This window comes from Belliella baltica DSM 15883, from assembly GCF_000265405.1.
GTDB lineage: Bacteria > Bacteroidota > Bacteroidia > Cytophagales > Cyclobacteriaceae > Belliella > Belliella baltica.
Window position 1 is genome coordinate 1,447,918 of record NC_018010.1, and the last position, 13,803, is coordinate 1,461,720.

Annotated in this window: 13 protein-coding genes; 4 read left to right on the top strand and 9 right to left on the bottom strand. The window is 37.0% G+C overall.

Features of this window, described 5'->3' with window-relative positions; genetic code table 11:
• Positions 1–311: 311 nt before the first annotated feature.
• The gene (locus BELBA_RS06710; protein WP_014771983.1) at positions 312–1,859 is read right to left on the bottom strand and encodes an IS1182 family transposase; all 1,548 of its coding nucleotides are present in this window, start codon (positions 1,857–1,859) and stop codon (positions 312–314) included.
• 85 nt (positions 1,860–1,944) lie between these two features.
• Here BELBA_RS06710 and BELBA_RS06715 point away from each other — a divergent pair, with 85 nt between their 5' ends.
• Positions 1,945–2,238: a GIY-YIG nuclease family protein gene (locus tag BELBA_RS06715; protein WP_014771984.1), complete on the top strand. Its 294-nt coding sequence runs from the start codon at positions 1,945–1,947 to the stop codon at positions 2,236–2,238.
• 111 nt (positions 2,239–2,349) lie between these two features.
• Here BELBA_RS06715 and BELBA_RS06720 read toward each other — a convergent pair whose 3' ends face one another.
• Both BELBA_RS06720 and BELBA_RS06725 read right to left on the bottom strand, forming a co-directional pair.
• Complete coding sequence (locus tag BELBA_RS06720) at positions 2,350–2,922, bottom strand: pyridoxamine 5'-phosphate oxidase family protein (RefSeq protein WP_014771985.1); 573 nt, start codon at positions 2,920–2,922, stop codon at positions 2,350–2,352.
• Positions 2,922–3,104, bottom strand: coding sequence for a CPXCG motif-containing cysteine-rich protein (locus tag BELBA_RS06725; protein WP_014771986.1), 183 nt, complete (start codon positions 3,102–3,104; stop codon positions 2,922–2,924). The genes BELBA_RS06720 and BELBA_RS06725 overlap by 1 nt, the downstream gene beginning before the upstream one ends.
• A gap of 248 nt (positions 3,105–3,352) precedes the next feature.
• Here BELBA_RS06725 and BELBA_RS06730 point away from each other — a divergent pair, with 248 nt between their 5' ends.
• A complete protein-coding gene (locus tag BELBA_RS06730) occupies positions 3,353–4,489 on the top strand; it encodes an ATP-binding protein (protein WP_014771987.1) in 1,137 nt (378 codons plus the stop codon).
• Positions 4,490–4,528: 39 nt separating this feature from the next.
• Here the strand turns inward: BELBA_RS06730 and argJ are convergent, their stop codons facing one another.
• From argJ to argB, 4 genes are read right to left on the bottom strand one after another with little or no spacing between them, the layout of a single operon-like run.
• Entirely contained in the window at positions 4,529–5,740 is a 1,212-nt protein-coding gene (gene argJ, locus BELBA_RS06735) for a bifunctional glutamate N-acetyltransferase/amino-acid acetyltransferase ArgJ (protein WP_014771988.1), read from the bottom strand.
• A gap of 9 nt (positions 5,741–5,749) precedes the next feature.
• Positions 5,750–6,793: an N-acetyl-gamma-glutamyl-phosphate reductase gene (gene argC, locus BELBA_RS06740; RefSeq protein WP_014771989.1), complete on the bottom strand. Its 1,044-nt coding sequence runs from the start codon at positions 6,791–6,793 to the stop codon at positions 5,750–5,752.
• Positions 6,783–7,985 (bottom strand): aspartate aminotransferase family protein, encoded by a 1,203-nt coding sequence (locus tag BELBA_RS06745; protein WP_014771990.1) that lies wholly within the window; start codon positions 7,983–7,985, stop codon positions 6,783–6,785. The genes argC and BELBA_RS06745 overlap by 11 nt, the downstream gene beginning before the upstream one ends.
• A gap of 3 nt (positions 7,986–7,988) precedes the next feature.
• Entirely contained in the window at positions 7,989–8,813 is an 825-nt protein-coding gene (gene argB / locus BELBA_RS06750) for an acetylglutamate kinase (protein WP_014771991.1), read from the bottom strand.
• Between the two features lie 279 nt (positions 8,814–9,092).
• Here argB and BELBA_RS06755 point away from each other — a divergent pair, with 279 nt between their 5' ends.
• Positions 9,093–9,641 (top strand): hypothetical protein, encoded by a 549-nt coding sequence (locus BELBA_RS06755; protein WP_014771992.1) that lies wholly within the window; start codon positions 9,093–9,095, stop codon positions 9,639–9,641.
• Between the two features lie 92 nt (positions 9,642–9,733).
• Here the strand turns inward: BELBA_RS06755 and BELBA_RS06760 are convergent, their stop codons facing one another.
• Positions 9,734–10,426 carry a response regulator transcription factor gene (locus tag BELBA_RS06760; protein ID WP_014771993.1) on the bottom strand — a complete coding sequence of 231 codons (693 nt, stop codon included), beginning with the start codon at positions 10,424–10,426 and terminating at the stop codon, positions 9,734–9,736.
• Positions 10,423–12,135, bottom strand: coding sequence for a sensor histidine kinase (locus BELBA_RS06765; protein ID WP_014771994.1), 1,713 nt, complete (start codon positions 12,133–12,135; stop codon positions 10,423–10,425). Before BELBA_RS06765 ends, BELBA_RS06760 begins: the two co-directional genes overlap by 4 nt.
• A 223-nt stretch (positions 12,136–12,358) precedes the next feature.
• On the opposite strand from BELBA_RS06765, the gene lysA reads away from it, so the two are divergent.
• Positions 12,359–13,591 (top strand): diaminopimelate decarboxylase, encoded by a 1,233-nt coding sequence (gene lysA, locus BELBA_RS06770; RefSeq protein ID WP_041779559.1) that lies wholly within the window; start codon positions 12,359–12,361, stop codon positions 13,589–13,591.
• Positions 13,592–13,803 lie beyond the last annotated feature (212 nt).

Genomic DNA, 13,803 nt, shown 5'->3' on the forward strand with positions numbered 1-13,803 from the left:
TTCTCCACAATGGCTTGCAATTCTGCAAGCCTATTTTCTTGATAGATAGTAGATTTTAGAGCGTCCCGACACCTGTCGGGAAGAAAACCTGATCGTCTTGAAATTCGGTACTCTCAATAAAGAGGCTGTCTTAAAAGTAAATTTGAATAAATTTAAATTTTAAAAACAGCCTAATTTAGCAATAGAGGCCGATTTTCAACAAATCGGCTTCTTATTTTTTGAACTCTAGTCAAAAAGCATGGTTTATTACTCTATCTGATTTGGTGATGTTTCTCTTATATTTTTGATTTAAATCTTCCCGAAAATGATAATTATGCTGCTTTTGCTGCCTTTCTGGAAAGGTTGTGGGCGATTGCATGAAGACCTGTTTCAATTTCCACCTTTTCCAGTCCCCTGAGCACATACCTCTTCATCCCCTTGTTTTGCTTAAGGTGTCCGAATACAGGTTCGACGTCTGTGGCCCGCTGCTTTCTTTTTTGGATTCCCTCGGGAGAGGTCAGCTTTTGTTTTGCTTCTGATTTATACCGTTCCAATGCCCTGTTGACTTCAATGGTTTTGTTTCCCTTTCCCGGCCTGCAGGAAGCAGCCAAAGGACATCCCACACATTTTGATGCTGTATATCTTGCGTATTCTTGTTTGTATCCTGTCGCTGTTGTCCTGGTTCTGGTACCGTTCCTTTCCATTGGCTGTCCCATCGGGCAGATACACCTGTCCTTTTGGCTGTCGTAATACAGGTTTTCAAGTAGTCTGTATTCCCTGTTTTTCTTGTTTTCTTCTCTGAGTTCCTTATGGAAGTAATTATACTTTACATACGCTGATGTACCGTTCTGCTCGAGGGCAGCATAGTTTTCCTCGCTTCCGTACCCCGCATCGGCAGTCAGCGTTTCGGGATAAGCTCCGTACATCTGCCGGTAGGCATCGATATGCGGGATAAGTGTGGTGGTATCGTTGGGTTTTTGGTGCAGGGTATAGTTGACCACAAAGTGTCCGTGGGTACTGAGCTGGAGGTTATAGCCGGGTTTAAGCTGCCCGTTTTTCATGTGATCTTCCTTCATCCGCATGAAAGTGGCATCTTCATCGGTTTTTGAATAGCTGTTGCGTTCCAGTAAGGTCTTCTCCTTCTGTTCATATTCGGCAAGCTTTCCTGGCCAGTTTTTCTCTGCATACCTGAGCTTCTGTCTCACTTTGGGATCAACTTCTTTGCCCTGTAGTGCCGTGTTGATCTTCTCAACGGTTTCAAGTACTTTTTGGGGACTGGGATTCTCAAACTTCTCTTCGGGCTGTCCGAGTTCTTCCTTTGCCGTATCGGCAGCGTAATCCCAGAGCTCCTGAAGCTGCTTTGCAATCCTCTCCCTGCTCTTCTTGACAGCCTTTCCCCAGACAAAGGTGTACCTGTTGGCGTTGGCCTCTATTTTAGTCCCGTCTGTATAAACGTCTTTTATGTCCAGAAGCCCTTCGTCGTAAAGCATGAGCACTACCTGTGAAAAAATCTCCCGGATCACTTCACGGAGCTTTTCCCCCCGGAAACGATTGATGGTATTATGGTCGGGTCGCTGCATGCCCGAGAGCCACATGAAACCGATATTTTCACGGACAGCTTTCTCAAGCTTACGGGAGGAATAGCAGTTTTCCAGATAACCGTATATTAGTACCTTCAACAGCATACGGGGATGGTAACTGCTCGCTCCCATATTGCTGTACTGCGAAAAGATCGGCTGGATGTTTATCTTGTCTACGACCGTGCTGACTACACGGACGGGATGCTCTGATGGAAGAAGGTCACCCAAATTGTGGGGAAGGAGCATCAACTGGTTGTGATCATAGTCTTTAAAGACTATATTTGAGTCTTGTTTTTGCACACCTCAAAATAACAATTTTGAGTTAAACAAGAAAAAGGCTACCCGAGAAATTTGGTAACCTTTCATTTTTTTTAAAAAGAGACTTATGAGACAGCCTCTTTGTTTATTTTCCTTGATGTATTTTACCTACATTCTATTCTCGACTAAGACGAACAAGTACTATGTTGGTTCTACTGATGATTTAGAATCGAGGCTAAGGCATCATAATGCAGGGTCAACTCCATCTACTAAATCAGGTTCGCCGTTTTGGGAAATTGTATATGCAGAACAATTTGAAGACAAGACTTTATCACTTAAACGAGAAATTGAAATAAAGAGGAAAAAGTCAAGAAAGTATATTGAATGGCTTGTTCAAAACCAATCAGGTTTCGGTGATTAAAAATGAACATGCAACAACTTTATTCATTGAATAAAAGTCCATTATAAGTTCTCAAATCTTATGGAACAGTACTCAGTCCTCCAATTTTTTTTCAAGCTCAAATTATTTGCCTTAAGGCGCAATCCAATTCATTTCCCAATCGTCATTGTTTTTGGAAAACTCTACTCTTAGATGCTCTTGTGCATTAAGTTGTAGAGCATCTATATGGTTGGGTGAGATTTTGATTACTGTAAAGTTTTCATCATCCATTGTTTCTGGCCATTGATGTGCCTCTTCTGGGTGGGCAATTCTGCTACCAGGCGCCACCCTTGGATTGTAAGCTTTCTTACCATCTCCTTGAACACGTGTCCACATTTTGGTGCTCAGATCATCTCTTTGATGAACTGTAGCTTGACCTTTAACTCGGATTTGTATTTTCTTATTTGGATGATATAAGAGGACAGCCACTTTGGGATTTGTATTGGCGTGGAAGACTTTGCGTGTTCTAGAATCACTGAATATATAAAAATTCAAATCATCATCTACTTCCCTCAAGACTACATAGCGCAGGTCTAGATCTTCCTCAGTTTGTGTGGCTAGTGCGATATAGCGAAATGGGTGCTTGTGATCAAGTGCACCTCGGTGAAGTTCATGTCTAACAGAATGGAAGATTTCTGATAAAGATTCTTGTTCGTGAAATAACATTATTGTTCAATTGAATCGGCTTCAAAATAGATCAATCCACTTTCTTCAACCTCAAAACGCAATTCTATTGGGTTACAACAAACTTCACAATCCTCTATGTATTGCTGTCTTACTATGGAGGGGTCTAGGAGCATAGAAATTTCCTCAGAGCAGTAAGGGCAATAAAAAAAGTGTTCGATCATGAAATATTAACTTTTTGTTTTCTCAAAAGGTTTTGCCCTTCTTTAATATTATTTAAAGATTGGTTATTAGAGATTATTCAAAAAATATAGGAAGTTTTAAACGATTCAAAAATGTTAATAACGTCAGTTAAATGACGGAATTAATGTTAATACCGTCAATTAACTGACGAAATTAATGTTAATACCGTCAGTATATTTGCGATTTAACTTAATTTTATTCAACTTTGTGTTGATTAACAGTTGTTTAAATGAAATACCCAAGAGCAATATTATCTTTATTTCAAAAAAAACTACGTCCCAACAAGGTTGTTTTGCTTATTGGACCTAGAAGGGTAGGAAAAACTGTGTTTATTAAGAACTATTTGAAAACCTTACCGGAGGGCGATTGCTTAGTTTTAAATGGGGATGATGTTTTAGATATAGGTTTGCTGAGTGAAAGATCGGTTGCTAATTATAAAAGGTTGTTGGAAGGAAAATCGTATTTAATCATCGATGAAGCGCAACATATTCCTGACATCGGCATGATTCTAAAATTGATTGTGGATAGTATTGATGGGATAAAAGTCATCGCTTCGGGTTCTTCTGCTTTTGACCTTTATCACCAAGTAGGAGAACCTCTCGTTGGTCGAAAAAGTACACTTTATCTTTATCCATTAGCTCAAATGGAAATTAGTAAACTTGAAGATTTTCGAACAACAATCATCAACAGAGAAGAAAGGCTAATCTTTGGGAGTTATCCAGAGCTTGATCAATATCCGAATTGGAAAGACAAGGAAGAATATTTAAAGGAAGTCATGAATGATTATTTACTGAAGGATATTTTGATTTATGATAACTTACGAAATTCAGCTAAGCTCTTTTCCCTTTTGAAGTTGATTGCATTTCAAATTGGCAAGGAAGTTTCGCTGGAGGAATTAGGCAAGCAATTGGGAATGTCCAAGAATACAGTGGAGCGATATTTGGATCTCCTGTCAAAAGTATTTGTAGTGTACAAAGTTGGAGGTTATAGTAAAAACTTGCGGAAAGAAATTTCCAAAAGTAGTCGATGGTATTTTTATGATAACGGGATCCGAAATGCCATTATTCAGAATTTCAATAGATTGGATATGCGTATGGATGTTGGCGACTTGTGGGAGAATTATCTAGCTATGGAAAGACTCAAATATCAGAGTTACCATCAGATCAATTGTAATAATTACTTTTGGAGAACTTATGATCAGCAAGAATTGGACTGGGTTGAAGAAGAAGGTGATCAGCTGAGAGGTTTTGAATTCAAGTATCAACTTAATAAAAGTATCAAGCCGCCAGCAGCATGGAGAAAGGCCTATCCTGAAGCGAAGTTTGAAGTGATCCATCAGGACAATTATCTAGATTGGATAAAGTAAAAATGGCTCCCGATTGAGGAGCCTTTTTTATTTGTGAGCTTAAGTGGTATATACAGAATTAAATAGCACATAATCTGTGGTAAGGTCTGAACCCCATCCTATACCTTGTTCTTTCCCATTGTTGACTTCCAAATGAATCCTGATTTGAGATTCTCTAAGGAGTTTTTTGATATAATTTTTATCTATGGGAAGCGGTTGCCCCTTTTCCAAAACTTGAATCAAATGTTCAGAATCTCCGATAAATAGATTCACTTTTTTGTAATTGAAGTTGATACCTGCATTGCCACAAGCAGCAATAATTCTTCCCCAATTGGGATCACGACCAAACATCGCAGTCTTGACCAATGTGGAATCAGAAATCGCTCTGACAAGCTTCCTTGCCGTTTCTTCTGTTCTAGCTTTGGTAACTTTATACTCTATAAACTTCGAAGCTCCTTCACCATCAGACACAATTAGTTTTGCTAGATGGGTCATTAGCTCAAGTAATTTTTCTCTAAAAATAATATACTCAGGTTCGTCTTCTTTAGCTATTATTTTATTTTGAGCCATTCCGTTAGCCATAATAGCAACCATATCATTTGTGGAAGTATCGCCATCTACGGTAATCATATTGAAAGAGCGATCTACACAATATCTTAGTGCTTTATCTAAAAGTTTTTTGTCAATATTAAGATCAGTCACAATAAAATTGAGCATTGTTGCCATATTAGGATGAATCATTCCTGACCCCTTAGCTATTCCTCCCATGTTGATTTCTTTGCCATCATGGACGAATTCTACAAATCCTTCTTTGGCAAAAGTATCAGTAGTCAAAATAGCATTTGCCACAAAAGAGCCTGCTTTCGCATCATCGCTTAGTTTGTGAATGTTATTTCTGATGCCTTCTACCACATCCTCTGTTGGGAATGGCTCACCAATCAGCCCCGTAGAAGCAAGAATCACATCTTCCTCAGGGATATTCAGTAATTCTGCCGTGACTTTCATCATAGCTTCAGCACCCAATCTACCTTGTTCTCCTGTGCAGGCATTTGCATTTCCTGCATTACATACGATCACTTGCGCTTGATTATTTGCTATATTCCTTTCGCTAATCTCAATCGGTTCGGCGCGGACTTTATTTTGCGTAAATACAGCTGCTGCTGCTGCTGGTACTTCAGAGTAAATAATTGCCAAGTCCCTGCGCATAGATTTCACACCTGTGTGTGCACCCCAGCATTTAATTCCTTTTACATTTGTAATATTCTTGATCATAACTTTTTCTTAAGGTCTGAGTGGTGTTTGTTCTAAACCTGTTTTTTCATCTAAACCAAGCATCAAATTCATGTTGTGAACTGCTTGACTTGCGGCTCCTTTGAGTAAATTATCTATAGCGGAAATAGCGATTACCCTATCTGTTCTTTGATCCCAAAAGGGGAAAATATCACAATAATGACTTCCTCGAACATCTTTGATACTTGGAGCGCTATTTCGAATTCTGACAAATGGTTTTTCTTTGTAAAAATCAGTATACATTGAAATTAAGCTTTCTTGATCAAGTTTCCTAGTAGTGTTTGCGTAGGATGTAGCTAAAATGCCCCTATCAATCGGCAATAAGTGCGGGGTAAATTGAACTTGCACTTTTGATTTTCCTAAAATTGAAAATTGCTCTTCAATTTCAACTGTATGTCGATGAATTCCAATACCATATGCTTTGAAGTTTTCATTTACATTTGAAAAATGCGTGGTGTCATTCGCTTTTATACCTGCTCCTGTCAATCCCGATTTTGCATCAATGATGACAGAACCTTCTTGAATTAAACCCGCTGAGATAAGTGGAGCAAGGCTCAAAATAGATGCTGTCGGATAGCAACCTGGATTTGCAACCAAACTACTTTTTTTGATTTGGTCAGCAAATAATTCTGGCTGACCATATACAGCATGTTCAAAACCCTCTATGAAAACGTGGTCTTTTTGGTACCAATTTTTGTAAACCTCTGGTGTAGAAAGTCTGAAGTCACCAGATAAATCGATGATTTTACTTTTCTTATGCTTCCACTTTTTGACAAAATCCATAGACACGCCGTGAGGAAGGGCTAAGAAAATCACATCAAGTTCGGATTCTTTTATCACATCAGCACTTTCCAATTCTTGATCTATAATTCCTAAAAATTGAGCATGTAAATCTGAGAACAGCTTCCCTTGGTGTCTTTCTGAAGTGATGTGTTTGATGGTAACATTTTCATGCTGACAAAGAAGTCTTGCGAGTTCAGAACCAGTAAACCCAGTCGCACCAACGATAGCTATCTTATGTTTTTTATTTTCCATTTTTCTCTCCTTCCTTCATTTTTAAAACCTTCTCTAAAGCCTTCAAAAATGAGTTCAATTCAGTTTTACTTATATTTAGTGCAGGAACCAATCTAAGCACATTTACAGCGGTTGCGTTTGCAACGACTCCCTCCTTAAGAAGCTGCTGCATATAAGGCAGAGCCGGTTCCGTGAGTTCTACTCCGATCATCAAACCTAAACCTCTAACTTCTTTGATCACTGGAAATTTCTCCTTCAATTCATTAAGTCGCTTCATCAGCCAATCCCCCTTTTCTTTAGCTGCTTGTGTGAGGTTTTCTTCCACTATTGCTGAAAGAGTAGCCATAGAAGCAGCTGCTGCGAGCGGGTTTCCGCCGAAAGTAGTTCCATGATCGCCAAATTGAATAGCATTGGCGATCTTTTCATTACATAAAAATGCACCGATAGGCATACCACCTCCAAGCCCTTTGGCAGAAGTCAAAATATCAGGTTGGACTCCATAATGGTCTTTGGCAAACCAATTACCTGTTCTTCCAATACCAGATTGAATCTCATCAAATATTAATGCAATGTTGTTTTCGTCACAAATTTTTCTCAAACCTTCTAGATATTCTTTGTTGGCAGGCCTGATCCCTCCTTCACCTTGAATAGGTTCTACAATTATTCCAGCTATTTCTTCGGAAACAATCGCTTTTATGGCGTCCAAATCATTAAAAGGAACTTGTACAAATCCTTGTGGAATTGGAGCAAACCCTTCTTGATATTTCGGTTGACCTGTTGCGATTGTAGCGAGCGTTCTACCGTGAAATGAATTTTGCATAGAAACAATCTTTCCACCTCGGCCTATGCTATGTGCATATCTACGTGCGATTTTGATCGCTCCTTCTACAGATTCTGCACCGCTATTTGTGAAAAAAACCCTGTCTAATTTTGAGATCTTGACCAAGAGTTCCGATAGTGCGACTTGCATTGGGCTTACAAAAAAATTACTGATATGCATCAGTTCAGCTGCTTGGTCTTGAATAGATTTGACCACTTTTGGGTGGCAATGACCAACATTCGTCACTGCAATTCCTGCGAGCATATCGATATATTCTTTGTTTTCTATATCCCATAACCTACTTCCTGAACCTTTCAAAAAAGTGATTGGAATTCGGTTGAAAGTAGGTAAGTAATACTTCTTGTCTATGGTGTGTAAATCTATATTTTCCATGGATTATTGTGTGATTGTTGTTCCTAATCTTATGTTTTTTTCAAAAAAATCTAATAGTTGTTCTGGTTTCGTCCCGTTAATAATCAAAGCATTTTTCACTCCTTTTTTTAGTGCTAATTCACAAGATTGAATTTTTGGAATCATTCCTCCCTGAATAATTGAACCATATAATTTTGGAAGATCTTCTAATGGAATTGTTGAAATCAAGGAAGCAGGATCCGGATAGTTTTCATATAAGCCATCTACATCTGTCAATGAAATGTAATAGTCTGCATGAAGGGCAGAAGCTATTTCTCCAGCAAAATCATCTGCATTTACATTGTATGCTATACCAGATTCATCAGCACCTATACATGCGATTACAGGAGTATAGTGATTTGATAAAAGTGATTGAATCAGACTTGAGTCCACTTTTTTGACTTGTCCAACTCTTCCTAAATCGATGTTGTCAAGTTCTCCAGATGCGTTTTTTCTGCTCAATATTTTTTTTTCAACTTGAACCATTCCTGCGTCCAAGCCTGAAAGCCCTACGGCAGATAAGTTGTTATTCGAAAATAATTGAACAAGATCAGCATTGACTTCACCGATCAAAGTTTTTTGGATTTCAAAAAGTGCCTCAGCATTGGTTTGTCGTTGACCTTCAATAAATTCAGAAGTGATTTGAGCTTTCTCTAAGGCCTTATTGATAAATGGGCCTCCGCCATGAACAAGAACTATTTTATGACCAGCTAATTTAAGCGTATTGAGTGCGCTTGCGATTTGTAATTTTAATTCTTGATTGATCATGGCATTCCCACCATATTTGATGAGAAGCGTTGCGGGTTGCATGATTGTTTATATTTAGATGAAAAGATTTTCTATTTAGTTATGATTTTTAAAATTTCGAAATTTTATTTTATTAAATCATTAATTAACATATTTCTTCCTTTTGATCAAATACCATTCCATCTAGACCATATATTATTTTAAATTTGTCTAAAACATCAAATCCCTTAGATCTGTTAAAAAAACCCTTAGAATAAGTATAGTTTTTGGGGAGATTAGAATTTTGATTGTTAATTTGGCAGGATTAATTTTATTTTTGTCAGGTTATATAATTTGCTATTTATGTCAACAGTCGATTTAGGAATTGGTAGTCAAATCAGACACCCAAAGTTTGGAAAGGGAGTAATCGTGGAGGTAGATGCTACCTATTATAAAATCTATTTTAACTTTATTGCTGAGGTAAAAACTATTGCTAGGGACTTTCCAAATTTTGAAATGATTGAAAAAAAGGAATCAGATTTTCAAGCAATTTCAATTTTTGATATTGAAAAGGCAGTTGAAAATGTGATAAAAAGAAATCAGCCAAAAGCAGAAGTTTCGAAAGTGGAAATGGCTCAAAAATGGATCAAAGGGAATTTGATAATGAATCCATTCAATCCTGAACTAAGCAATAAAGAAATACCTATCGAAACTTTCTTTCATAAAATCGTGATGGTAAGAGAACGCTTGCGTGTACTTGAACAAAATATCAATAATCATCCAAAGCTTGATGATGAAGATCGAGTTCATCTGCAGCAATATATCACTAGAGCTTATGGTTCACTGACTACATTCAATATTCTCTTTGCAAACAAATCAGACCATTTTAAAGGTGCAGGAAAAGAGGAATAAATTCTGACTTCGAAAAAACATTTTTAAAAGTAAAAGGGCCTATTTAACTTGATTAAATAGGGCCTTTTTTTTATTAAAGATTTGAATTTCAATTATTCTGTCACGACCATTTTGAAGCCTTCACCATGAATCGTGATAATTTGAACTCTAGGATCTTCTTTAAGAATTTTCCTTATTTTGCTTAAGTAAACATCCATGCTTCTAGCATTGAAATAGCTATCATCTCCCCAAATTTGCTTCAAAGCATGACTTCTATTTACCAGTTTATTCATTTCCGAAGCAAGTAACCTGATCAACTCATTTTCCTTTGAGGTCAGTTTATGCTTTCCGCTTGGCCCTTCAATTTGCTGCTCGTCGTAGTGAAGCGTAAAATCTCCAAAAACCAGTGTTTTTAGATTTTGATTTTCCACATTTTTTTGAGTTCTTTTGAGAATAGCTGCAATTCGAAGTAGCAATTCTTCCATACTAAAGGGTTTGGTGATGTAATCATCTGCCCCGATTTTTAATCCTTCAATCACATCTTCTTTTAGATTTTTGGCTGAGAGATAAATAATAGGAAGATCCTCCTGAACTTTCTTAATTTCTTTGCCTAAAGTAAACCCATCTTTTTTAGGCATCATGATATCCAAAATGCAAAGGTGGAATTTATCTTTTTTGAATTTGGACCACCCTTCTTCTCCATCTCTGCAGAGCGTGGTTTCGTATCCTTTCATGGTCAGATATTCATTCAAGATATCCCCAAGGTTCGGGTCATCTTCTACGATCAAAAGGTTAGGTTTACTCATTGTTTTCTTGGTAGTTTTAGTGTAAATATACTTCCTTTTCCTTGTTCGCTGCTCACCTGAATTTCACCATGGTGTGCTTCGAGCATTGTCTTGACATAAGATAATCCTAGTCCGAAACCCTTGACGTCATGCAGATTTCCCATTGGGACACGATAAAATTTATCAAAAATTTTCTTCAAAGCATCTTTTGACATTCCTATGCCATTATCCTCGATTGAAATAAACACTTCTTCCTTATTGTCCCACGCTTTAATTTTTATAGAAGGGTTTTCTTTGGAGTATTTGTTTGCATTGTCGAGTAAGTTATTGATCATATGTGATAGGTGAAAGGCATCCCCTTCGATGATTTCATTCTTGAGCTGATTCTCAAACTTGATTTCACCTCCTTTATTTTCTATTTGCAATTCAAACTGACGAACTGCTGTAGAGAGCATTTCAGGAATTTTGATTTTTTCAATCTTTAGCTTAAAATCTTTTTTATCTAGAGTGGCAGATTGAAGTACTTTCTCCACCTGAGTTCCAAGTCTTTTGTTCTCGTCTTTAATAATGCTCAAATATCTATTTCGGAATGTGTCTTGATTGGCCAAATCAGGATCCTGCAAAGCTTCTACAGCTAAGCTAACAGTAGCTATTGGAGTTTTGAACTCATGCGTCATGTTATTGATGAAATCGTTTTTGATTTCTGACAGATTTTTCTGTCTAATAATTACCTTGATCGCATATACAAAACAGAAAATTATAATTCCTATAAATATCAATGAACTCAAAACTGGTAGCCATATTTGTTGAAGTACGTAAAGTTTTTTGGTTGGGAAATTAATCATGAGGTAGTTTTCCCTACCTATAATATCACTTGGAAACAAAAGTGCCTGCTGACCATCTCTTACTAATTTAAATACATCTTTGATCGGCTTGATTGGGATTATTGTCCCTTGGTCGTCTTTGATCGCTAAATCAAAAGATTGATTGATACCTCTTTCCTTTAATAAGTTAGAAATATAAACGGCTACCTTACTTGTATCGATCCTGCTCAAGACATCCTTTTGACCTTGTAAAAGTTCTTCCATAGCTCTATTGGTGGCTTCGATTTTCTCGTTTGTTCTCCTTATTTTTTCGAAAAGATCCTTTGGTATATCATAGTCTCGCTCTATTGCTATTTCAACTCTATTAGATTTCCAACCTCGATAGGTAATTTCTGCCTGACTGAGATAGGCATATTGTCTTTCGCGCTCTTGCAAGAGCACTTGCATTTCATCTGGAGTTAATATGGAAGCTGCCGTCTCCGGGGTGAGGTTATTGAGAAAATTGTCAAGGTCTGAGAGTATTTCGATGCTAAAACCTGTGGATTCTATTATTCTTTTGAATTGTTGACTAAACTGAGGGATAGGTTGTTGCATTACTGAGTCGGCTAAGGATGGTCTCCTTCTGCTGATAGGACGCTGTATAACTTGAATCTCTATTGGATCTATTTTTTCAAACAAAGCCTGCTGCATTAGCGTGTCCTTTGCCAGATAGCTTAAATAAATATCACTAGTTTCTCCTTTTTCAAGGTATGAAATAGTAGAGTTCAATGACTGATAAATGTTTTGTTCAAATCTCTCTTCACTAATTCTAAGTGCATTACTCACCCAATAGAACTGAAACCCGATCAAGCCAAAGCTTGCGAGCGTCATCAGGATGATAATTAACTTCATTTTGGACTTAGACATGTTGCAAATTTATAGTTTATCATGAAGTCTTTGAGAGGCTTAACATCTTTTAACAGCAGTTTAGAAGTGTAAAATATTCATTTCAAAAAAACCTTTACTATTTTTGATCGTTGTTTAATTGTTTCTTAAATAAAGCGAAAGCTTGCATAATACCGAAAAGGAAGACTCAGGTCTTCCTTTTTTTTATTTTTCAATCCCTATCTTTGCCACTCAATTTATTGTTATGAAATTAATCGATCAAACTTATCAGATCCAAGGAATTGGAGTAGCTGATTTGGCAGAAAAATATGGTACACCTGTATATGTTTATGATGGTGAGAAAATTGTCAATCAAGTAAAGCTTTTGCAGGATGCATTTTCAGGTGTAAACATGAAAATAAAATATGCTACAAAGGCCCTTTCTAATATCAATATACTGAAACTGCTCAAAAAAGCTGGGACAGGCATGGATGCAGTTTCAATAGAGGAAGTCAAGTTGGGGCTGCATGTGGGGTTTGATCCGAATGAAATTATGTACACTCCAAACTGTGTGTCTTTTGATGAAATCAAGGAGGCTGTAGACATGAAAGTCATGATTAATTTGGACAATATTCCAATGTTGGAGCATTTTGGAAGGGTTTATGGAAATAGTGTACCTGTCTGCATTAGGCTCAATCCACATATTATGGCGGGAGGAAATGCAAAAATTTCTGTAGGCCACATTGATAGTAAATTTGGAATTTCAATTTTACAATTGAAGCATATTCTCAAAGTTGTAAAAGAGTATGATTTGAATGTCATAGGGCTTCATGTACACACGGGTTCGGATATATTGGAAGCAGAGGTGTTTTTAAAAGGAGCCGAAATACTATTTGATGCTGCAAAAGAATTTAAGGATTTAATGTTTTTGGATTTTGGAGGAGGTTTCAAAGTGGCTTATAAAGAAGGAGATATTTCTACAGACATCATGGATGTTGGCAAGAAAGTATCTGTAGCTTTTCAGCAATTTTGTAAAGAGTATGGAAAAGAGCTAGAGTTGTGGTTTGAACCAGGAAAATTTATCGTAAGTGAGAGTGGATATTTACTTGCAAGAGCAAATGTGATCAAGTCTACACCAGCCTCTACTTTTGTTGGCGTAGATTCTGGATTAAATCATTTGATAAGACCTATGATGTATGATGCGTATCATGGTGTTTTCAATGTTTCTAAAACTGGTGGAGAGCAGCATGTTTATTCTGTGGTTGGATATATTTGCGAAACAGACACGATAGCAGCAGATAGAAAATTGAATACTGTAGAAGAAGGAGATATTCTAGCCATAAAAAATGCAGGAGCTTATGGTTTCAGTATGGCCTCTAATTATAATTCAAGGCTTCGACCACCAGAAGTATTGATTTTGGGTGGGAAAGATTATTTAATCAGAGAAAGGGAGACATTTGATGATATCTTAAAGCATCAGATAAATATCGATATTTAGTATAAGTGGCTATTATTCAGTATTATATGATTTAGTTGTTTGAATGATGTCTTTGAAATAACAGCAATAACTTATATATTTACAAGGGGTAACATCCTAACTTGATAGTCCCTAGTAGTAGTAATTATTTCAATAAAGACCCGATAAAATTATCGGGTTTTTTTATGCTTTCACTTTTTTATTTATGTTGAAGAGAGTGATTTCTTGGATAT

Excerpts from the sequence above, each read along its gene's own strand:
- BELBA_RS06755 (WP_014771992.1), top strand. The coding sequence starts at position 9,093 with ATGTCAACAGTCGATTTAGGAATTGGTAGTCAAATCAGACACCCAAAG.
- BELBA_RS06760 (WP_014771993.1), bottom strand. The coding sequence starts at position 10,426 with ATGAGTAAACCTAACCTTTTGATCGTAGAAGATGACCCGAACCTTGGG.
- lysA (WP_041779559.1), top strand. The coding sequence starts at position 12,359 with ATGAAATTAATCGATCAAACTTATCAGATCCAAGGAATTGGAGTAGCT.
- BELBA_RS06720 (WP_014771985.1), bottom strand. The coding sequence starts at position 2,922 with ATGTTATTTCACGAACAAGAATCTTTATCAGAAATCTTCCATTCTGTT.
- BELBA_RS06715 (WP_014771984.1), top strand. The coding sequence starts at position 1,945 with ATGAGACAGCCTCTTTGTTTATTTTCCTTGATGTATTTTACCTACATT.
- BELBA_RS06745 (WP_014771990.1), bottom strand. The coding sequence starts at position 7,985 with ATGGAAAATATAGATTTACACACCATAGACAAGAAGTATTACTTACCT.
- argJ (WP_014771988.1), bottom strand. The coding sequence starts at position 5,740 with ATGATCAAGAATATTACAAATGTAAAAGGAATTAAATGCTGGGGTGCA.
- argB (WP_014771991.1), bottom strand. The coding sequence starts at position 8,813 with ATGCAACCCGCAACGCTTCTCATCAAATATGGTGGGAATGCCATGATC.
- argC (WP_014771989.1), bottom strand. The coding sequence starts at position 6,793 with ATGGAAAATAAAAAACATAAGATAGCTATCGTTGGTGCGACTGGGTTT.
- BELBA_RS06730 (WP_014771987.1), top strand. The coding sequence starts at position 3,353 with ATGAAATACCCAAGAGCAATATTATCTTTATTTCAAAAAAAACTACGT.
- BELBA_RS06725 (WP_014771986.1), bottom strand. The coding sequence starts at position 3,104 with ATGATCGAACACTTTTTTTATTGCCCTTACTGCTCTGAGGAAATTTCT.
- BELBA_RS06765 (WP_014771994.1), bottom strand. The coding sequence starts at position 12,135 with ATGTCTAAGTCCAAAATGAAGTTAATTATCATCCTGATGACGCTCGCA.